Below are 19278 nucleotides of genomic sequence, written 5' to 3'. Positions count from 1 at the left end.
TCGTTTCCGAAAACGGCTAAACCTGAACGCGAGAAGCGCGGGCAACCATGATGCCGGCGAGCACGACGGCAGCGCCGAGCGCCTGCATCGTCCCGATTGCCTCGTTCAACAGTGCCCAGGCAAGGATTGCCGCGACGACCGGCTGCAACAGCAGCGTCAAAGAGGAAAAGGCCGGCGGCAGATAGGCCAGCGCGTAGGTGATCGCCACCTGTCCGCCGGCGTGGCTGATAAAGGCAAGACCGAAGAGGATCGACCAGCCATAGACGGTCCCGGGCAGCATCTGACCTTCGTAAAAGAAGCCGATCGGGAAGATGAAAATGGCAGCGGACGCCGTGCTCCACAGCATGATTCTGATCGTATCGAACCGGCTCCGCAGCCTGCCGATCGCCAGGATGTAGCAGGCGTAGAAGAAGGCAGCGATCATCGCGATGCCATCGCCGCTGAGATCGCCATTGCCGATGGCTGCCGGTCCGCCCTTCAGAACGACGACGCCTGCCAGCGCCAGGGCAAGCCCGAACAGGAAAACGCCGCTGATCCTCGCCCCCAAAAAGACGAAGGCGATCACCGTGACGAAGACCGGTGCGAGGTTGGCCAGCAGCGTCGCATTGGCAACCGAGGTCATGGTGAGCGAAAGGTGCCAGGCGGCGAGGTCGAGCGACAGCATGGCGCCCGGAAGGATCAGCATGCCGTAATCGGAAAGGCTCTGCGGCTTCGGGCCTGCATCCTTTTTCATGAGCGAAACGATGAAGATCGCGATCAGCGCCAGCGCTACGCGCCAGAAGGCCGTGGCCATCGGTCCGACTTCGGACAGCCGGACGAAGATCGGCGAGCCGCCGATCGCTGCCCCGCCCAGAATGAGGGCGGCGAGGGCGAGGCGATTGGAAGGCGAGGCTTCGGAAAGGGTGGAGGCAGCCTGCGACATGATCTTGATGCTTCTTCTAAGCCACCCGGATGCCCGGCGGCGGGACAATACCGCGAGGAACTATCAGAAGTCGGTCGTCGGCGACAGCCAAGGAGCGACAGATCGATCGAAAATCAGAGCGGATGGATATTTTTAGAGGTTGCCCGCAGCTTGACGGCGATCTCGGACGCGACGAAGAAGGCATGCTCGGTCACCTGCGGCAGGCCCATCAACTCGCCGAATGTACCCCGCGCCAGCGGGCCGGAGATCAGCAGCGAAGGATCGCCCGTTCCCGACGGGCCGATTGCCTCAGAACGCTCGGTGCAGGCAAGGCCGAGGCCGGTCGGATCGAGCGACAGGTGGCCGCTTGTCGCGAGGGCTGCAAGCCAAGGCTGGGTGTCAAGGATGCCGCCATGGGCCGGGCCGGTGGTGACGATGACGGCGTCATAGCACCGCTCCAGCGGCAGGCGCTGATGACGCGGCTGCAGGGCGCACAGAATGAGTTGGCCTTCGATGCGTGCATCCGCGACCGAACCGGCCAGGATGTCGAGGCGGCCCGCGGCAATCGCGGCGTCGAGCACAGCCTCGACCTGCGGCGCGATGCGGAAACGGTGCACATCCCAATAGGGACGCAGATGGCGGACAAGACGGCGTCGCTCAGTGTCCGGCAGCGCCTGCCAGAGATCGTGTCCCTGCGCCCGCACCTGATCGATGACGCCGTGCCAACTAATGCCCTCAGCCTTCGCCGCTTTTATGGCGGCGCGGATCCTTGCCAGCAGCGAGCCGGCAGAATGTGCCGCATCCACGACGAAGTCGCCAAAGAGCGGCTGCGGCACCGGCGCGTGCCCGCGCGAACGCAGACCGCGGCGCGAGATCGCGGACACCGGACCGTCATGTCCGCGCTCAGCAAGCGAGGCGATGACATCGGCGGCCGTCAGGCCGTTGCCGATGACCAGTACCCGGTCATGCGGGCGGATCACCTCGAGCGCGCCCGGCTTCGTGGTATCGGCGACGAAACGGGGATGGGCCGCAAGCCGGCTCGCCAGCCGGCCGGGGGCTGCGGGCGGCGGATGGCTGGTGGCGATCGCGACGATATCGGCCTCGGTCACGCCGCCCTTATCATCGCGGATGGTCCAGCGGCCGGCACGGCGCTCGACACCGGTGACCGCCGCCCGGCAATGACGCACGCGACCGTCTTTCACGAGCGGCTTCAGCAGGGAGGCGACATAATCTCCGAACAGCCGGCGCCGCGGGAAGAGCGAGCCATCGGGCTGTCTGGCCTGAGGGTCGCCGGCGACGGCGTCGCGGGCTTCGATCCAGGCCTGGAATTCGCCCTGGTCGTCGGGCTGCAGGCTCATCTTGGCGGCCGGGACATTGATGCGGTGGGCGGGATCGGCCGTGTCGTAGGCAAGGCCGCGGCCGAGTTCGGCGCGCGGCTCGAAGACCAGGATGACGGGAGGCTCGCCGTAGTTCGCCCGGGCGAGGTGATAGGCGACGCCGGCGCCGGAGACGCCGCCACCGATGATAGCGACGACGGGCCGTTCGGACTTCGGGAAAGGCTTAGACTGCATGGTGGCCGGATCATCGCTTTCGATGCCCAAGCATAGAAGCCGGGCATGGGTCGCGCAATCCTCCCCGGCAATTGTCTATAAGTATTGTGTAGATTCAATCTATGCCGATATCGTCATCGAAAAATCGGGGTTGCCGCGGATCGTGTTGCTCACCGTGCAGATTTCATCCTCGGCTGCATGGACGATCTTCTGCCGGGTTTCCTCGTCGATGTCGCCCTTGATCGAGAAGGCGATATTGAACCTGGCAACACGCGAAAGACCTTCCGTCGCCTTCTCGCCGGTGACCTCGGCAGTGATCTCGCCGATCTTGTCGAGAACACCCATCTGGCTGGCGGCCATGCGGGCGCTAAGCACGAGGCAGGCCGAGAGCGAGGCATAGAGCAGATCGAGCGGATTGAAGCCCGGCTGCGAGGGCGAGGTGACGATATCGATCTCACCCCCGGTGGCGGAGGTGACATGCGGAAAACCGGTGCGGCCGAGAACGGCGGTGGCACCGGTCGGGCGGGGACGGGCCTTGAGATCGACCATGATGAAATCCTTTTGACGAACTGTCTGCAGATGGCAATTTCCGCCCGGCGCCGCAACGGGCAAGGGCCGCCCGGCGGTTTCGGAACCTTTGCATTCCCTATCAGTTGATTACACCTGAACGAAATCAGCGACAAAGGTGAATTGCGATGCCTGATGTCCGTAGCGTGGACCGTCAAAGCGGGCGCATGGACGCGCGCGATCGGCTGATCGTTGCGCTCTATGCGCAGCTGAAAGCCGAGCGGGAAACGCGCGAAACGCTGGAATGGGCGATCCGCAACGGCGCCGTCTCGAAGGAAGTGCTTGAAGCGATCGCTGCCGATCCGGTTCCTGTCGTCACCAGCGAGGATATCGCTTCGCTGGAGAAGATCATCGCCCTCGACGAGCGGCGCAAACCAAATCGGAACTAGGCGCAATTCCAGCAAAGTGTGCAGTGGTTTGCATTCGGAATTGCGTGAAAACGAAAAGAGAGGAGATCCGAAATGGCCGATATCACCTATCAGGTCGTGCCGCACGACAATGGCTGGGCCTATAAGCTCGGAGACACGCTTTCGGAAACCTATGCAACGGCCGATGAGGCGATAGTCCATGCCAAAGACGCTGCGTCACGCCAGAAGATCGGCGATGGCGACGCGCTGCTCGCCTATCCCGCGGCCGATGGCGGCGGCTGGGCATTTCAGGAAATCGAAACCGATAAGAGCAACAGTCGGCTCTGATTTGCAGCGAGGATGGAATGGCCGCGCGGGCAGGCTGGAAAGGTCATCTGAAAGTGGGTGACCTTGCCTGTGCCGTCGGGCTTTACACCGCCATTTCTCCTCCGACCGCGTCTCCTTCAACATCATCAACCGCAGGACCGGCCATCGGGTGGAGCGGCAATTCGTCGACGGCGAGACCGGCAAACCGGTCGAGCGCGACGAACAGGTCAAGGGCTATCCGCCGGAGAATGGCGATTACATCGTCATCGAGGGCGACGCGTGCCTTAAACCCGTCGCGAGACAATTTCTCTTTGGCTACTGAATGGACAGTCAAACGACGCGACATCATGACGTGATTTTATCGGCTGGATTCGCGGAATGAGTTCGCTTAAAGTCGCGCCGCATAGCGAAGTGAGACGTGCCGCTTCAACAGGCTTGGGCCACTGGGCAGGTTTGCCCTGGGCAGTTTGCGAAACTAGGACGACGTTATCGAAACGCCCAAACGAATTCGTTCTTCGCGAGCGGAAGCCGAGGAATGCAGAAAATCAGTTCCTGGCTCCGTTCAATCGAATACCGGCATGCCTTGATCGTGGCGAACAGCCGGAGTTTTCCAGATTGATCTATGTGAGCCTTTGATGACGATAGAAGATGCAGCTTTAGCAAGACACCACTATCCGGCGGGCTACCACCGGCAGTCTGTGCCCCGGTGGCGGGTCAGACGCGATGTGCTGGCAAAACTTGTTCTTACAATAGCATTTTATGCTGCTCTTTGGCGGGCCACAAGCATGTGGTACGGCCTGCCCGCAAACTTCGAAGACGGCGCATTTGTCGATCCACTTCCGATGAAGCTCTTGCTCTACAGCCTTATTCCTTTGTCGGGCTTGTATTTTCTGTTGGAGCAAAAGCAGTTCCTGCGGGTCTTTTCAAGGATTTCACCGTTCATCGTCGTTGTTGGCATTTCGTGCCTGACATCAATAGTCTTCTCCATCGACAAGGCCGCGTCCTTAAAAGGATTGGCCGCGGTCATCGTTCTCGCAATCCCACCTCTTCTGTACCGTGCGCGCTACGGCAACGTCGAAGCGTTCCGGATACTCGGGCGTTTTGCGATAGCGGCGGCATTTATCAACGTTCTCTACACAGTCGCTTTCCCACAATTCGCCATCATGCGTGGCAGCTATGCGGGCATGGTCAAAGGTGCTTTTTATCATAAGAACACGTTGGGACAGTTTTGCTCGGTCAGCTTTGTCTGCCTGTTATCGACGGAAAAGCTCGGCCGGCTTCGTTACAGCACCCTGATACGCTGGGCTGCGATGCTTTGCCTTCTTGCCTTGATTGTGGCAACGAAGTCCTCGACAGCAGTCGTCTTGACGATGTTCGGCAGCATGATGCTGTACGGCGTTCGCATTATTCACATCTACCCGAACCGTCTTTTTCGTTCCTTCGTCGTTTTCCTGTTGTTCGTGATCGTCGGCTTCGGCGCCAGCTTCGTTTATCTCGGGGTGGCCTCGGCAGTTGCAGAAGCATTCGGCAAAGACATTACTTTCTCAGGCCGCACCAACATCTGGGAACAGCTATTGCCATTGATATGGGATAAGCCCCTAACCGGTTATGGCTTTGCGATGTTTCGTCAGCCCGAGGTCATGGAGCAATATGTCAAGGTTACCTTCGATGCCCGCTCGACCCACAACACCTATCTTGAGTTAGCGCTGAATATCGGCATTCCAGGCATTGCCGCATGGAGTTTGTTTTTGCTGACCCGCCTGTTCAGGAAGATGACCATCGTCGACGCCGATCCGGCCGAATCCGGCGCCAGGCGAAAGGAGATTGCCATCATCATCCTCATCATGCTTGGAGCCATGACCGAGGCAGGCATGATGCTGGCACCGTTCATTCTCTGGCCCCACATGGTCATGGCGCTCTCCGAACTGCGTCCCAGGTTGCGGACAAACCGGAATCTACACCAGCCCTGAGGGGAGGGCTCGACGTCTGGCGCGCCTCCGGGATGGCTTGTATGGCGTTGGCACGCGCCCCAGTTCCAGCGCCGCCAGCGATAGGTCGATCTAGATCGAGAGATAGCGCTTCTGCCAAGGCAGCCTATGCTCCTGCCATGCGCGCGGCGTGAAGTCGTCATAGGCCGTCTCGGCGATCGCCAGCATCCAATTCTGCGCCTTGCGGGCCAGCAGCACGCAGGACAATTCCATGCCAGGCGCAACGGTGACGGAAGGCCGGTTGGCGCCTGGAATATCGATCCCCTTGTCCCGCCACTGGATGCGGATCTCATCGGGCTCGGATGACCATTGGCCAGACGAAACGGACGCTTTTCCGTCGGGCTTGAAGGCAAGCGGCGGCGGGGTGATGTTCAGGAAGCTGCCGTCATTGAAATAATTGCCATCGATATCACCCGCGGTCGCTTTGCCCTTTCCCTTCAAAACGATATCCTGCTCGCAGCGCAGGAATATGTTGCGCCGGAAGCTCCCGGACCACGGACGGTTGGCGAAGAATGCGATGTCGCATTGGCTGATGACGTTGTCGTGGATATCAATGTCTTTGCGAAATGCCTGTTCCTGATCCGAAAAACCGCTCAGGCTGACGCCGCGATTGGTGTTCTCGATCCAGTTGTCATAGACGTGGTGGCCGGCGTGGTCGGCCTTGTCGCCGATGCCGTAGCCGAAGGAATAGTCATTCATCCTGCCGTCGCGCATGATGTTGCTGCGGACGACGGCTTCGTCGCCGATCGACGAAAAGGAAAAATTCTTGCCGCCGATGAAGTTGTATTCGACAAGGTATCGTCTTGTTTTGTCGCAGACCAGTGCACCCTTGTTGGATGTGCTCGTCGGCGACTGAAGGAAGAGGTTGCCGCGGATCGTGACATCGGAGCTGATATTGTCGTCGCTGTTTTGATAGGCAAACTGGCAACAATCTGCGCCCTCGCCCGGCGCCTCGCCCATGCGGTTGTTCTCCAGCAACACATGCGCCGTCTTCGTGAGATAGATGCCGTCGCCCCTGACATTCTCCGTTTCGCATCGCCTGACGGTGAGATTTTGGCCGTTGTGAAATTTGAAGCCGCGAGGCGAATTCTTGACGATCACGTCCTCCACCACCGTATCGGAAAACACCTGATAGGCGACGCCGATATCGTCAGCCCCGTCGATGACCTGTCCCCTTGTCGCGGCGCCGTGAATTTTCTTTCGCAGGATGGCGGGCATGGCATTTCCCTTCGATAGCGGTGCAGCGGGATTTAAGCAGAGGAGGTGTGGCGGATGTTTGAATATTCGGAAATCATCTACTCCCGATCATATCCTGTGTCAGCTTACGAAGCGCCCATCCCGGAGAAACGACATTCACGACGCGATAACCGTTTCCGGACAGGAAGACGGCGAGCTTCTCCATGCTTTTCTTCGTTCGGGCAATGCCGTGAAAAAGGATGACTGTGTCGTTCATCACCTGTCCGCTAAACCGGCCGCTGTCGATCAATGCCGAATAGCCAAAAATTCGAATGGCTTCGTTGTGGCGTACGAATTCCTTAAATCGGAGTCGATTTAAGGATAAGTTGTGCGGCATTCAAAGTGCTACAGCATCTGAAAAGACGTTTGCGCTGTCGAGAAAGAGAAATGCGAGCACGTGACGACCAGCATCAGACATATCGCTAAACTCGCAGGAACGTCAGTCTCGTCGGTCTCGCGTGTGCTCAACAACAGCGGTTACGCCTCGCCCGAGCTCAGGGACCGCGTCGAGGCGGCAATCCGAACACTGAACTACACCCCCAGCAAGGGTGCCCGTATGCTGCGCGGTGCACCAAGCCGGATGATCGGACTGATGCTGCCGTCGATTGACGTGCCGTTCTTCGGCATCCTCGCCCATGCCATCGAACAGGAGTTGTTTCAGCACGGCTATCAGACGCTGATCTGCAGCACGGCGGAAAATATCAATCACGAGGCACGCTATATCTCCATGCTGCTCGCCCAGCGCGTCGATGGGGTCATCGTCGCAAGCGCTTTCGGCAGCATCGAGCATTTCGGGGCACTGCGGGACGCCCACATTCCGATCATCGCCATTGACCGCGAGCTGAAGGGCATCGCCGACGACGCGGTGATGGCCGATCATGAGGACGGCGGTCGGCTGATGGCGCGCCATCTCATCGGCCTCGGCCACCGGGCGATCGCCATCGTCGGGGCGCCGGCACACAGCCAGCCTATCCAGCTGCGCCTTCAAGGCATCACGGCGGAAATGGCGAAAGACGGCATCACGCCTGCCGCCGTGGCAATGGCGGAAGAGCACAGCTTTGCCGAGACCTACCGGCTGGCGCGAGAATTGCTGGCGTCTCGACCGGAGGTCACCGCGATCATCGGCACCACCGACGTTTCCGCGATTGCCGCAATTCATGCGATCCAGGATCGCGGATTTTCCGTTCCGAACGATTATTCGGTCGTCGGTTTCGACGACCTGCCAGAGGCAGCCTACGTCTTTCCACGGCTGACAACGGTCGCGCAGCCGATCCGCAATGTCGGGCAGCAGGCAGCACGGCTGCTGGAAGCGCTGATCGGGGACCAGCAAACGGGGCACGGATCTCGACAGGGTTCGATCGTCAAAGTGCCGGTCACGCTGATCGCGCGCGATTCCACCGGCCCCGTCCGCAGCGGAAAAAACCCGCTTTAGGGCCGGACGATGACCTTGATCTCGCCTGGCAATGGCGCGTTGCCCACCGCGTCGGCGACCTCCTCGAGACCTATGGTTTTGGTGACCAATGCGTCCAGTTCCAATGCCCCGCTTGCCACCAGTGCCGCGGCGCGCGAATGGGTGAAGGGGTTGAGGTAGGCCGGCCTTATGTCGACTTCATTGATCAGAAGATCGAAGGGCAGAACCGGCACCTCGACACCTGTCGGCGTCACCCCGAAAAGCACAAAGGTACCACCGCGCCGCGCCATCCTCAGGCCGCTTTGCAGAGTTTCGCTCACGCCGGCGCACTCGATGACCACGTCTGCGCCGACTTTGGTGATCTCCCGAACACAAGCGATTGTGTCCGAAGAGGTCGGGTCGAAGGCGTGGGTGGCCCCCAGGCGCAGAGCGGTTTGGCGTCTCGATTGCTGGCGCGTGATCAAAATGACCTTGCCTGCCCCAGCCAGACGAGCCAGTTGCACCATCAAGAGGCCGATCACTCCCCCGCCGAGGATAGCGACGCCGTCGCCGGGACGGATCCTTGCCTTGTCGATGGCATGGATACAGCAGGCCAGCGGTTCACAGAAGGCGCCGTGAACGGGATCGAGGTCGGCCGGCAACAGGAATGCCTGCGCGTGCGGCACCGCCACGTATTCCGCAAAGCCGCCATCCCGTGTCACTCCGATGGCGGTCAAGCTCTCGCACAGGTTCGGCCGCGCTTGCGCACAAGCCGGACAGGTGCCGCAGGCGATATTCGGGTCGACCGTCACCAACTCGCCGCCAGTAAACCGGGCGACTTCATTGCCAATCTCTTCGACTATGCCGCAAAATTCGTGGCCCATGGTGACGGGGATAGAAGTCGGGTATTCGCCCTTGCACATGTGTCGGTCGGAACCGCATATGCCTGCCGCCGCGACCCGGACCAGCAGCTCGCCAGGTCCGGCAACCGGTTTCTCAACGCTGCGCATGGTCAAAGACCCGATCGACTCCAAGCGTACAGCCCTCATTCCACTCCTCCAGACCTCAAGTTCGATTGCCTATTCCTGCTGATTAGGCCAAGCGCTCAGCTCATGACATTGCCGCCGTCGACATTGTAGCATTGCGCCACGATATATGCTGCATCAGGCCCGGCCAGGAAGGCTGCCATGGCAGCCTGTTCCGCAGCGGCGCCAAATCGTCCGGCGGGGACGGCGGCGGCCACGCGAGCCTTCACCTCGCCGGGTTTCAAACCTTCCCGGCTGCCGAGTTTTGCATCGACGACGTCCCACATCGGCGTATCGACGACGCCGGGAGCGATGGCGTTGACGTTGATCCCGTAACGGATCAGCTCCAGAGCGCAGCTTTGCGTGATGCTGATGACGGCCGCCTTGGAAGCGCAGTAAGCCACCGCCGGTCCTTCGCCCCGACGTCCAGCCTGAGACGAGAAGTTGATGATGCGCCCACCTTCTCCTCTCTCCACCATGTGCCGGGCAACGGCCTGTGTCATGAAAATCAGGCCTTCGATATTGACCTGAAACACCTTCGCGGTTCGCTCCCGGGTTATTTCCAGAATAGACTCGACGTCGTAAATGCCTGCGGCGTTGACCAGGATGTCGATCTTGCCGGCGGCGGCGATGGAAAAGCGCAGGGCTTCTTCGATGCTGTCCTGGCTGGTCACATCAAGTGCTAAACCCCAGGCATCAGCGCCGATCGTCTCGGCCACCCGCGCGCAGCGTCCACCGTCGAGATCCGCGACGACAACCTTGGCGCCGTCAGCGGCGAAGCGTTCGCATACCGCTTTGCCAATACCGCTGGCGCCTCCGGTGACCAATGCCACCTTGCCGGAGAGCCGCGCGTTTTCTGTATATGTCATCGCGCTGCCTCCCCGATCGTCGCTAAACCGGCAAAGTCGCCATGCACGGCGGCCATTATGCATCGCTTCATGTTTGCTCCTCCCTTTTTGACTGGACGCTCGTCGGAGCCGCCCTCTGCCGAGGCGACGCCTATCGGCTAGGCCGGGTTAGGCTCCTTCGCCTCCCGCAGCAGAACAGACATGTCGGGGATACCGTCGGTGGCCGTCGCACCCGTCAGGCAACGCGCAGCAGCAGCATGGGCGACGGCGCAGATATGCTCGACAGGCCAGTTCTCATGCAGGCCGTAGAGCACGGCGGCACAGAAGGCGTCTCCCGCGCCGACAGTACTGACGATGTCATTGGGATCGACGGGTCGTGAACGCGTCATGATCGGGGAGGCGCCGGGCGCGAACCAGAGACAGATTTCCGGCGCGTGGATGATCGCTCCCTTCGTGACGCCCGCGGCAAGCAGGCGCTCGCCCGCCTTCAAAAGCCCCGCCTCGATCAAATCTCCGTTCGCATCGCGAACGATAGTGCCGGTTGCCCGACCCGCCTCCATCTCGTTGATGATCAGGAAGTCGCAGAAGGGCAGAGCGACGCCGACCTTGGCTGCAAATTCCGGGTCTTCACTCGAGACGAAATCGACGCAAGTCGTAAGCCCAGCGCGGCGTGCGGCTTCGAGCAGGCGCGAGGCGCCCGAAAGACCGTCGGCCCCTATTCGGTCGAGACCCGGCAACAGCATGAGATAACCGAGGTAGAACAGCCGATAGCCGGCTTCGGCGAAGGTCGCGGGTGAGATGCGCTTGTCCGTGACGGCATCGTTGGCGCCGCCATGATAAAAGAAGGTCCGGTTCTGACCGGGCACATTCATCACATGCGTATGCGCCGTCACCCGGTCGGCAAGCGCTGTGAGACCATCGACATCGACGCCGGCCACTGCAAGCCTGGATTTGACGATCTCTCCGTCCGGATCGGCGCCGATGCATCCCGCCGCCGCCAGTCTTCCGGGAAATCCAAGCGAGGCAAGATCGGTGACGACATTGGCAGCCCCGCCCCCAACGCCCAGATCCTGGTGCAGGATATGCGCAAGATTGCCCTGTTCTGGCCAATAGGACAGGGTGTGGACGCGATCGACAATGAAATTTCCGGCGCAAACGATGCCGCCCTGCTTGCGACTGTCGCGCTGGTGAACCTCCTCCCCGGTTCGCATCAGCAGACCCCTTCGTTCCACAAGGGCCTGAGCGGCGGCTCGTCTTCCTCGATCGCGGCAAAGCGCCCGATCGGCTCCAAAAAGAAATTATCGCTGTTGTCGTCGTTGACCTGGCTGACCTCGCCGACAAGGACAGGTCCGCCGCCTTTCCTGCCGTAAAAGCGGTGGTAAAGCCCGGTGCGGATGGTCACGCTCTGGCCAGGTCGAAGAACCAGCGGCTCCCATGCAGCGAGCCGGCGCGGCAGCCCGTCGACCGGAACCGTCACATCATCCTTCAGCAGATGGCCATCGGTATCGGTGGCGGCGAATTCGATGACGAGATCGCCGCCGGCGCGATTGATGATGTCTTCCATCTTGGCTGCATGACGGTGTGTCGGCGTGAGCTGCCCTTCCTCGACGAAGAGCAGCTTTTCGGCATAGGTCCGTTCACCCTCGACATCAACGATGCCATTGCGCAGGCAAAACAGCACGAGGCCGCATTCGGCAAATCGGTTCGAGCCGAAATCGGTGACATCCCACCCGAGTTGATGGGCGCGCAAATAGGCCGATGCCTCGGGATGAAGGGCAAAATCCGCCGCTGTCCAATAGCCCCATGCCGGCAAGGACCAGTGCCAACGTTTAAGGGTCGCGATTGCTCGCTGCAACGCGGCATTGATCTCGGAGCGCTGCATCAGAGGGACGCCCCCTCATACTCGACCGGCACGACGACGTCCTCACGGCCGGATTTCAGAGCTGCCGTCAGGACCGCATGATGCGCCTGCGCCTCCGCCGGCGTCGCACAGCCAAACCCGTTCGCATTGCCTCCGGCAAGCTCGTCGAGGAAGGCCGCCCACATCTGCTGGATGGCGTCGGCAAAACCGAATTCGAAGATCTTGCCGGTTATGGCTGGAAACAGCGAGCCGTATCCGAGATCCTCGGTGCTCCAAGCCTGCGCGCCGCCGTTGTAATCCATCCACTGCCACTGACGCGGCGACTTGGTGCTGAAGAATGCGCTTTTCTTCATGCCGAGAACGCGGATGTACCAGGTGTTGGATTCGCCGGGCGCGATGCGCCAGGTTTTCAGCACCATCGGGAAATCCTGATTCCCGGCGCTCACGCGGCTGCTGATCGTCGCATTGTCCCAGGTGGTGCAGGGCAGCATGCCGCCCTTGCCGTCCGGACGTTCGGTGACCTTTTTGACCAATTGCGCATGCAGGGTCGTCGGTCGCCAGCCGAGACGCAGCGGCACGTGCAGCACATGCATGCCGAGATCACCCATGCAGCCATAGTCGCCGTTGATCTCGGCCATGCGCTTCCAGTTGATCGGCTTTTGCCGGTCGATATCCGAAGAGTGCAGGAAACCTGCCTCGACTTCGATTATGTCCCCCATCTCGCCGCGCTTTGCGAGGGCGATGACCTTCTGTGCGCCGGGAAAGAACGGCATTTCCGACGAACAGCGGACCAGGAGTTCGGGGTGCTCGGCGAGAACCGCCATGATCTCCCGGTTCTGAGCCGCGTCCATGCCGAAGGGCTTTTCGCCGAGAAGATGCTTTCCGGCCTTCAGCACGTCGACATAGAATTGCTGGTGCAGCACATGCGGCAGAGCACAATAGACTGCATCGACCTCGGGATTGGCCAGAAGCTCCTTATAGTCGGCGGTGACCTGGCGAACGGTCGGCACATGATCCCTGAACCAGTCGAGCAGCGTCGCATTGGTATCGCAGACGGCGACAATTTCCGGTCGCGCCTTCACATCGGCCAGATGCAGCCAGCGCGCCGCGGCACTCGCGAACTCGCGCCCCATCAGACCGCAGCCGATGACGCCGAAGCGGAATATTTTCGTCATGACATGTCCTCCCAGACGCGTCAGCCAAGATGCAGCGAGGCTTGCTCGACGGAAGCCTTGTCATGGACGATCGCCATCAAGGCCTGCGTCATGCCGCCGGGATTCTTGTGTTGAATGACGTTGCGGCCATAGACGATGCCACGGGCGCCCTGCTCCATCAACTGCTTGGTGCGGGTCAGGATTTCCTGATCCGTAACGCGGCCGCCGCCGCGCACCAGCACCGGCAGGCCCTGGGCGATCTCGACCACACGGTGATATTCCTCGACATTGTCGCATGGGTCGGCCTTGATGATATCAGCGCCGAGTTCGGCCGCCTGGCGCACAAGCGGCAGGATCTTGTCGATCGCACCATCGACCATATAGGCGCCCTTGGAATTGTCCTGCATGACGAGCGGCTCGACCATCAGCGGCATGCCGTAGATCTCACATTGGCGCTTCAAGCTGTTCACATTGCGCACACAGGCACGATAGACTTCCGGCTGGTCCGGCAGCATCAAAAGATTGACGACGACACAGGCAGCATCCAAGGCAACGCCCTGTTCCACCGGCCTGTCGATCATTTCGGAAAACAATTGAGATGGCAGGGGATTGCCATAGATATTTGCGATGTCGGTGCGCAGCACCAGCGCCGGGCGATGCTTGCCGGGAATGGCCTGCAGAATGGGTGCGGTCCCCGGCGGAAGCTGAATGGCATCCGGCGCCGCCTGCGCGATCACCTCGATGGCTGTCTTCATATTCTCGATGCCGGCAAGGAATGTTCGTTCATTGAACATGCCGTGATCGATAGCGACGTCAAAACAATTTCCGGACACGCCGAAAAGTCGGTTCAACCGTGCGGACTTCATCAAGCTCCTCCCTGATATGGCAACGTTTCCACATTCAAATAAATCGGGCAGGAATGCGAGTCAACAAGATGTGGTAACGTTTCCATACCCGCTGATTATCGCGCCAGGCAGTTTTCCAATTCGGACGAGGCGCTGCTCGCGCCTCGTCCCGAAAGCGCTACCAGCAGGTGAACCCAGCATCGACGTTGACGATGGCGCCGGTCATCAGGCTGGCAGCGCCTGAGGCGAGGAAGAGGACCGCGCTTGCGACCTCCTCCGGCGTTCCCATCCTGCCCATCGGCGTGTCGGCGAGCCAGATTGGAATCCGCTCGCGATTGGCTTCGACGGCCACCACCATCGGTGTCTCGATGTAGGTGGGCGCGACGGCGTTTACCCTGATGCCATGCTGCGCCCATTCGGCGGCCAACGAGCGCGTGAGGTGATGGACTGCCGCCTTGGAGACGTTGTAGGCCGTCTGCGGCTGCGGCCGGTTGCAGATGTGCCCCGACATCGAGCCGAGGTTGACGATGGCGCCCCGCTTCATCGAGATCATGTGACGACCGAAGGCGCGCGAGCACCAGAAGACGCCGTTGAGATTGACGTCCATCATGCGCAGCCAATCGGCATCGGTGAGATCCTCCGCCGCGATGCCGTTCTGACCGATCCCGGCATTGTTGACGAGGATCGTCGCCGGCCGGGCTCCGCCGGCAAGCTCATTGGCGATTACATCCATTCGGCCGGCGTCGGTGACGTCGCCCACCCGGACTTCGATATCGTACCCCTTATCGCGCAACGCAAGCGCTTGCTGGGCGTCGGCCTCGCTGCGTTCGATGACGACGACAGCGGCGCCTGCCTCCGCCAGCGCCTCGGTGCAGCACAGCCCGATCGCACGCCCTCCCCCCGTGACCACCGCACGTTCACCGTCGAGGCGAAATTTCTCCTGGTAGCTCATATCAGGCTCCTTCAGATGTCGAATGCGCTTGGAAGTACCACGATATCGCGGATGGTGACGTTGCGCGGCCGGGTCAGCATGAAGATGATCGCGTCGGCGACCTCCTTGGGCTCGATCAAAGCTCCAGCCTCCTTGGCCTTGCGAAGGTTTTCCTCCGGCCAATCCGCGAGCAAAGCGCTGATCACCGGCCCGGGAGACACCGATCCCACGCGAATGCCGTTTTTCAGAAGCTGGCGTCGCATCGTCTGGACGAAGCAGGTCATCGCCCACTTCGATGACGAATATACCGGTTCCCATGGGATCGCCGAATGTCCAGCGACGGAGCTGGTGACGACAATGTCGCCAGTGCCCCGTTCGATCATGTGAGGAATGACATTGTGAACGTTCTTGATGACGACATTCACGTTAAGATTGAGCATCCGATCGATCGTATCGAGGTCGGTTTCCACAAGGTCGCCGCCGATATAGGTGCCCGCATTGGCATGCAGAATATCGAGTTTGCCGGCCTTCGACAGGACTCCCTCGAGCAGTCCCGCACACTCGTTCGGATTCAGTAGATTGATCACGAGCGGAATAGCGCGCTCGCCAAGCCGATCGCAAACCGTCTCAAGTGCCTTCTCATCCCGGTCCACCAGCACGACGGTGGCGCCCGCGGCGAGCATTGCCTCCGTCGAGGCCAATCCTATGCCGGACGCTGCGCCCGTGACCGCCGCGATCTTCCCCTTCAATTCCTGCATCGATTTCTCCTCCTGCTTGATCCTGATTGCTAATTCTTCCCGACGCCGCAGGCGGCGTGATAGTCGGCGAGACTGTTCATCACTCTCCAGATCAGAACCTCATCCGGATCGAGCGGCGCGTCTGCAAAATCCTGCGCGGCCGGCATATACTGCCAAAACAATGGCAGCGGGACGGATTGCCCTCGAAGGGCCCTGCACAGGCGCCGGACGGCATCTTGCCCTTCAGCCGACGCCCAATAATAGCGGATGCGGTCGGACAGCGAGTAATGTCGCAACCAACGCATCTCGGCTTTTGTCCCTTGGTAATGGCGGCTCCAATTGCCCGGCTGATCGAGCATCAGCGCTTCCATCGCCGCATAGAGCGGACGCTGGCCGTAGTCGGGCAAGAGGTCCGAAGCGATCGCGTCGAGCGCGTAGAGCGCTTCACGCAGGACGAAGGTCAACTCGGGACCGACCTTCAGAATGGGGAACCCGTCCTTCACCAGCGCGGTCAACGGCCTGGTCCGCTGATAATCCGTCGAGTGGGCCTCGAACACAAATTGCGGCTCGTCGATGAGCACCGATTTCAAGCCGTCTATCTTGCTGCGGTCGTAGAAGATGACATTCTGATTGCCGAACTCGACGCCCGGCTGAACGACCAGCCCGATCGCCCGTTCAAACGCTTGCCCGAGTCCAGCCTCCGCAAATATCCGGCGGTGGACGTCGATCGTCTTCAGCGCCGCCGCGGCAGCCGTCGGCTCGATCGTCGTCAAGGTATGGTCGGCCCCGCCGGGCGGCGGCACTTCGGTGCCGATGACGTAAGCCGGCATTGCGCCTCCGGTCTTCCTGGCCGAAGCCTCGGCGACCGCGGCAAGCCGGGCGGCGCGATGGGCGGTGGTTTCGTCGTCGAGCGCCGTCGGCTCGCCCTTGCAGCCCATCGAGGCGTCCAGGTGAATCTTGCGGAATCCGGCGTCGACATAGGCGGCAACCATCTTCTCCGCCTCGGCCATGGCCTCTTCCGCCGGGCGGTCGCGCCAGGGATTGGGGCCGAGGTGATCGCCACCGAGAACGATCAGTTTTTCGGGGCAACCCTCCTCCGCCGCGATCGTCATGACGAGGGACGCGAAGTCGCTTGGCGTCATCCCGGTATAGCCGCCGAGATGATTGACCTGGTTGCAGGTCGCTTCGATCAGCACGGTGCTCTCCTGTTGCCGCCCGTGTCGGAGCGCAGCTCGAAGCACGATCGGATGGGCGGAGCACACGGAGGTCACGCCTCTCGGGTGGCCTTCCATCCTCTGCCTGGCCAGTTCGTTGAGATGCACCTGCATTACCGCCGCCTTTCCGTTGAAGCGATAAACGCATCGAGTTCTGAGCGGCTGCCGGCGCCTTCCATCGGACCCAGCACCATGACGTTGCGGGCGCCGGCGGCCGAGGCATAGGTCAGAGCCTGCTGCGGAGACATTCCGAGCCGCCGGCAGGTGAGATAGGCACCGCCGAAGCAGTCGCCGGCGCCCGTAGGGTCGACCTCCTGAACGACAAAGGCCGGAGCATCGACGCGGTCTCCCTGGCTGCCGAAGTAGGTCGCGCCGTCGGCTCCGCGCTTCAGCACGATCTCCTTGACGCCAATCTCGAACAGGCGCCCGATCGCTTCTGCCTCGCCTTCGACACCTGCGGCACGCTCAAGCTCCTCTCCGGAAGGCAGAAGGAGATCGGCGGCGGCGACAAGCTTGGAAAACCGGCGCTCGGTGTCCTCGTCCAGCTTCAGCTCCTTGCGAAGGTTCGGATCCACCGACAGCGTTCCCCCGCGCGTCTTGACGATGCCGACCGCCTTGTCGATCACCGCGCGCGCACTCGGAACCGACAGGGCGGAGCCCATCACGTGAAGATGTCCGCTCCGGTCAATGAGATTGCCGACCAATTCAGACCAGCCGAAGCGCGCGGCGGCCGAGGTGGCGATGTTGTAGACGAAATCTCTGGAGCCATCCTTCCGGTAACGAACGAAGGCGCTTCCCGTCGGATAGTCCGGATCAATCGAGATCGCCGAAACATCGACGCCGTCGCGTTTGAGGCGATCGGTATTGACGCAGCCGAAATCGTCATCGCCGACGGCGCCCACCATTGCCGCCTTACCGCCGAGGCGGCCGCACTGCGAAATGAAGATCGCCGGCGCTCCGCTCGCAAACGGACCGACGAGCGGCTGGGCTTCGAGGAACCCGTCTCCAACCGTCGTGGCGACGATCTCCACGAGGATCTCCCCCACGCAAACCGTGGGACCAAGCGCGTCCGGAGCCAGTATTGAAGCCATTTGCAATCCTGCTTTCGATCCCTGTTGTCGTTAACTCATCGCCGATGGGACCGGCACACCGTCCTCGCTGCCGAACTCCTCGCTTTCCAGCGACAGAAAGCGCCGGTGCAACATGCATGCCGCCCCGAAGGCCGAACGAAACTCCGCATCATCGTCCACGACGATCTCCGGCGTGGGGAAAGCGATGTTCTGGCCTTCCGACATATGGACCGCTACGCGGGCAGCCACCATCGGGTAGAGGGATGCAACGGAGCCGCCGAGTACGATCCTGTCCGGGTCGAGCAGACGACAGGCCTGCAGCAATGCATATGCGAGATGGCGCGACCAGGTTTCGGCGATATTGACCGCGGCCGGGACGCGATCACGAACGCCGCCAAGGAAATCCTGCAGATCCGCGTCGTCGCGTCCAATAGCCTCGCGATACTGCTTGATGAGCACCTCGCGACCGATCAGTTGTTCAAGCTTCTGACCGCCGCTTCCCGGCACCAGGGTGTGGCCGATTTCTCCCGCCAGACCGTGGCCGCCACGAAACAGCTTGCCATCGATCATGATGCCGCCGCCGACGCCCGTTTCCATCAGCAGAAACAGGGTCACCCCTGCGACGCCGTGACGATAGCTGTCGCCGATCGCAAACGCATTGGCATCGTTTTCGACCGCGATCGGCACGGCGGCCGGGAAGGCTGACCGGGCAATCTCTTTCAACGGCACGTCTCGCCAGCCGATGATCGGCGCCAGCGTGACAAACCCATCCGGACGGACGTGGGACGGCGTCGATAGGCCCAAGCCTTTGCACCTGTCGATCATCCTCTTAGCCATTGCGCCGATAATCAGTTCGATACCCTGCGCCACGGCCTCCTCCACCGTCGAAGACGGTGTGTCGAACGCCATTTTCCGACATGCCCGAACCTCGGCGGAGAGGTCGACAACCACAGCCGATATATGTTCGACGCCGATCTCGATCCCGACGAAGAATGCAGCATCCGGAACCAGTTCGAGCATGATACCGGGACGACCGGCACGGGAATGCTCCAGGCGCTGCTTGCCGCTCTCCTCCGACTCCTGAACGAATCCGCCCTCCGTCAGTTCGGCGACGATCTCTCCCGAGGATGAGCGGTTCATGCCGAGCTTGCGGGCGAGGTCGGCCCGGCTGAGGCTTCGGTGGGCGTAAATCGTCTGCAAGGCGGCGACGATATTGTTCTGCCGGATCCTGCGCGGCGAACTTCCGATGGAGACGGTGTCGTTCATATTTCAGTTCCCTCCAAGTCG

Annotated in this window: 19 protein-coding genes and 2 pseudogenes; 5 read left to right on the top strand and 16 right to left on the bottom strand. The window is 61.2% G+C overall.

The window, feature by feature from the left end:
• Positions 1-16 precede the first annotated feature (16 nt).
• From HJB89_RS20260 to HJB89_RS20250, 3 genes are all read right to left on the bottom strand, one after another.
• A complete protein-coding gene (locus HJB89_RS20260; RefSeq protein ID WP_221150443.1) occupies positions 17-922 on the bottom strand; it encodes a DMT family transporter in 906 nt (301 codons plus the stop codon).
• A gap of 113 nt (positions 923-1035) precedes the next feature.
• Complete coding sequence (locus HJB89_RS20255; RefSeq protein ID WP_221150442.1) at positions 1036-2472, bottom strand: FAD/NAD(P)-binding protein; 1437 nt, start codon at positions 2470-2472, stop codon at positions 1036-1038.
• Positions 2473-2571: 99 nt separating this feature from the next.
• Positions 2572-3000: an OsmC family protein gene (locus tag HJB89_RS20250; protein ID WP_221116102.1), complete on the bottom strand. Its 429-nt coding sequence runs from the start codon at positions 2998-3000 to the stop codon at positions 2572-2574.
• Between the two features lie 146 nt (positions 3001-3146).
• Here HJB89_RS20250 and HJB89_RS20245 point away from each other — a divergent pair, with 146 nt between their 5' ends.
• The 4 genes and pseudogenes from HJB89_RS20245 to HJB89_RS20230 all read left to right on the top strand — a co-directional run bounded on the left by HJB89_RS20245 (position 3147) and on the right by HJB89_RS20230 (position 5662).
• Positions 3147-3407: a hypothetical protein gene (locus tag HJB89_RS20245; RefSeq protein WP_207582896.1), complete on the top strand. Its 261-nt coding sequence runs from the start codon at positions 3147-3149 to the stop codon at positions 3405-3407.
• Positions 3408-3479: 72 nt separating this feature from the next.
• Positions 3480-3713, top strand: a complete 234-nt coding sequence (locus HJB89_RS20240) for a DUF2188 domain-containing protein (RefSeq protein WP_207582895.1) — start codon at positions 3480-3482, stop codon at positions 3711-3713.
• Between the two features lie 17 nt (positions 3714-3730).
• Positions 3731-3969 (top strand): annotated as a pseudogene (locus HJB89_RS20235) (Ku protein); the annotation flags it as partial.
• A 358-nt stretch (positions 3970-4327) separates the two neighbouring features.
• Entirely contained in the window at positions 4328-5662 is a 1335-nt protein-coding gene (locus HJB89_RS20230; protein WP_221131274.1) for an O-antigen ligase, read from the top strand.
• 90 nt (positions 5663-5752) lie between these two features.
• Here the strand turns inward: HJB89_RS20230 and HJB89_RS20225 are convergent, their stop codons facing one another.
• Complete coding sequence (locus tag HJB89_RS20225; RefSeq protein ID WP_221140319.1) at positions 5753-6898, bottom strand: right-handed parallel beta-helix repeat-containing protein; 1146 nt, start codon at positions 6896-6898, stop codon at positions 5753-5755.
• A 121-nt stretch (positions 6899-7019) separates the two neighbouring features.
• Positions 7020-7133, bottom strand: a pseudogene (locus HJB89_RS20220) (lipase); the annotation flags it as partial.
• Between the two features lie 180 nt (positions 7134-7313).
• On the opposite strand from HJB89_RS20220, the gene HJB89_RS20215 reads away from it, so the two are divergent.
• Positions 7314-8348, top strand: coding sequence for a LacI family DNA-binding transcriptional regulator (locus HJB89_RS20215; protein ID WP_221140321.1), 1035 nt, complete (start codon positions 7314-7316; stop codon positions 8346-8348).
• Here the strand turns inward: HJB89_RS20215 and HJB89_RS20210 are convergent.
• The 11 genes from HJB89_RS20210 to HJB89_RS20160 all read right to left on the bottom strand — a co-directional run bounded on the left by HJB89_RS20210 (position 8345) and on the right by HJB89_RS20160 (position 19257).
• Positions 8345-9355, bottom strand: a complete 1011-nt coding sequence (locus HJB89_RS20210) for a zinc-dependent alcohol dehydrogenase family protein (RefSeq protein ID WP_221150441.1) — start codon at positions 9353-9355, stop codon at positions 8345-8347. The two genes, HJB89_RS20215 and HJB89_RS20210, sit on opposite strands and share 4 nt — an antisense overlap.
• A 56-nt stretch (positions 9356-9411) precedes the next feature.
• A complete protein-coding gene (locus tag HJB89_RS20205) occupies positions 9412-10200 on the bottom strand; it encodes an L-iditol 2-dehydrogenase (protein ID WP_207584252.1) in 789 nt (262 codons plus the stop codon).
• Positions 10201-10337: 137 nt separating this feature from the next.
• Entirely contained in the window at positions 10338-11390 is a 1053-nt protein-coding gene (locus HJB89_RS20200) for a carbohydrate kinase family protein (protein WP_207582890.1), read from the bottom strand.
• The gene (locus tag HJB89_RS20195; protein WP_207582889.1) at positions 11390-12061 is read right to left on the bottom strand and encodes a D-lyxose/D-mannose family sugar isomerase; all 672 of its coding nucleotides are present in this window, start codon (positions 12059-12061) and stop codon (positions 11390-11392) included. The genes HJB89_RS20200 and HJB89_RS20195 overlap by 1 nt, the downstream gene beginning before the upstream one ends.
• Positions 12061-13215: a Gfo/Idh/MocA family protein gene (locus HJB89_RS20190; RefSeq protein ID WP_221150440.1), complete on the bottom strand. Its 1155-nt coding sequence runs from the start codon at positions 13213-13215 to the stop codon at positions 12061-12063. Before HJB89_RS20190 ends, HJB89_RS20195 begins: the two co-directional genes overlap by 1 nt.
• 20 nt (positions 13216-13235) lie before the next feature.
• Positions 13236-14060 (bottom strand): class I fructose-bisphosphate aldolase, encoded by an 825-nt coding sequence (locus HJB89_RS20185; RefSeq protein ID WP_221140329.1) that lies wholly within the window; start codon positions 14058-14060, stop codon positions 13236-13238.
• Positions 14061-14217: 157 nt separating this feature from the next.
• On the bottom strand, positions 14218-14991 hold the full coding sequence (locus tag HJB89_RS20180) for an SDR family NAD(P)-dependent oxidoreductase (RefSeq protein ID WP_207582886.1): 774 nt from the start codon (positions 14989-14991) through the stop codon (positions 14218-14220).
• 11 nt (positions 14992-15002) lie between these two features.
• Positions 15003-15728: an SDR family oxidoreductase gene (locus tag HJB89_RS20175; protein ID WP_221116109.1), complete on the bottom strand. Its 726-nt coding sequence runs from the start codon at positions 15726-15728 to the stop codon at positions 15003-15005.
• Positions 15729-15757: 29 nt separating this feature from the next.
• On the bottom strand, positions 15758-17035 hold the full coding sequence (locus HJB89_RS20170; RefSeq protein ID WP_221150439.1) for a D-tagatose-bisphosphate aldolase, class II, non-catalytic subunit: 1278 nt from the start codon (positions 17033-17035) through the stop codon (positions 15758-15760).
• Positions 17035-18012: a sugar kinase gene (locus HJB89_RS20165; RefSeq protein WP_221150438.1), complete on the bottom strand. Its 978-nt coding sequence runs from the start codon at positions 18010-18012 to the stop codon at positions 17035-17037. The genes HJB89_RS20170 and HJB89_RS20165 overlap by 1 nt, the downstream gene beginning before the upstream one ends.
• Before the next feature lie 30 nt (positions 18013-18042).
• Complete coding sequence (locus HJB89_RS20160) at positions 18043-19257, bottom strand: ROK family transcriptional regulator (protein ID WP_207582882.1); 1215 nt, start codon at positions 19255-19257, stop codon at positions 18043-18045.
• Positions 19258-19278 lie beyond the last annotated feature (21 nt).

The organism is Rhizobium sp. NZLR8 (genome assembly GCF_019685025.1).
Taxonomy (GTDB): Bacteria; Pseudomonadota; Alphaproteobacteria; order Rhizobiales; family Rhizobiaceae; genus Rhizobium.
This window is presented reverse-complemented; position numbering and strand designations above follow the sequence as displayed.

What these genes read in the sequence shown, in the direction of transcription:
- HJB89_RS20260 (WP_221150443.1), bottom strand. Translation starts at nt 922, where the DNA reads ATGTCGCAGGCTGCCTCCACCCTTTCCGAAGCCTCGCCTTCCAATCGC.
- HJB89_RS20255 (WP_221150442.1), bottom strand. Translation starts at nt 2,472, where the DNA reads ATGCAGTCTAAGCCTTTCCCGAAGTCCGAACGGCCCGTCGTCGCTATC.
- HJB89_RS20250 (WP_221116102.1), bottom strand. Translation starts at nt 3,000, where the DNA reads ATGGTCGATCTCAAGGCCCGTCCCCGCCCGACCGGTGCCACCGCCGTT.
- HJB89_RS20245 (WP_207582896.1), top strand. Translation starts at nt 3,147, where the DNA reads ATGCCTGATGTCCGTAGCGTGGACCGTCAAAGCGGGCGCATGGACGCG.
- HJB89_RS20240 (WP_207582895.1), top strand. Translation starts at nt 3,480, where the DNA reads ATGGCCGATATCACCTATCAGGTCGTGCCGCACGACAATGGCTGGGCC.
- HJB89_RS20230 (WP_221131274.1), top strand. Translation starts at nt 4,328, where the DNA reads ATGACGATAGAAGATGCAGCTTTAGCAAGACACCACTATCCGGCGGGC.
- HJB89_RS20225 (WP_221140319.1), bottom strand. Translation starts at nt 6,898, where the DNA reads ATGCCCGCCATCCTGCGAAAGAAAATTCACGGCGCCGCGACAAGGGGA.
- HJB89_RS20210 (WP_221150441.1), bottom strand. Translation starts at nt 9,355, where the DNA reads ATGAGGGCTGTACGCTTGGAGTCGATCGGGTCTTTGACCATGCGCAGC.
- HJB89_RS20205 (WP_207584252.1), bottom strand. Translation starts at nt 10,200, where the DNA reads ATGACATATACAGAAAACGCGCGGCTCTCCGGCAAGGTGGCATTGGTC.
- HJB89_RS20200 (WP_207582890.1), bottom strand. Translation starts at nt 11,390, where the DNA reads ATGCGAACCGGGGAGGAGGTTCACCAGCGCGACAGTCGCAAGCAGGGC.
- HJB89_RS20195 (WP_207582889.1), bottom strand. Translation starts at nt 12,061, where the DNA reads ATGCAGCGCTCCGAGATCAATGCCGCGTTGCAGCGAGCAATCGCGACC.
- HJB89_RS20190 (WP_221150440.1), bottom strand. Translation starts at nt 13,215, where the DNA reads ATGACGAAAATATTCCGCTTCGGCGTCATCGGCTGCGGTCTGATGGGG.
- HJB89_RS20185 (WP_221140329.1), bottom strand. Translation starts at nt 14,060, where the DNA reads ATGAAGTCCGCACGGTTGAACCGACTTTTCGGCGTGTCCGGAAATTGT.
- HJB89_RS20180 (WP_207582886.1), bottom strand. Translation starts at nt 14,991, where the DNA reads ATGAGCTACCAGGAGAAATTTCGCCTCGACGGTGAACGTGCGGTGGTC.
- HJB89_RS20175 (WP_221116109.1), bottom strand. Translation starts at nt 15,728, where the DNA reads ATGCAGGAATTGAAGGGGAAGATCGCGGCGGTCACGGGCGCAGCGTCC.
- HJB89_RS20170 (WP_221150439.1), bottom strand. Translation starts at nt 17,035, where the DNA reads ATGCAGGTGCATCTCAACGAACTGGCCAGGCAGAGGATGGAAGGCCAC.
- HJB89_RS20165 (WP_221150438.1), bottom strand. Translation starts at nt 18,012, where the DNA reads ATGGCTTCAATACTGGCTCCGGACGCGCTTGGTCCCACGGTTTGCGTG.
- HJB89_RS20160 (WP_207582882.1), bottom strand. Translation starts at nt 19,257, where the DNA reads ATGAACGACACCGTCTCCATCGGAAGTTCGCCGCGCAGGATCCGGCAG.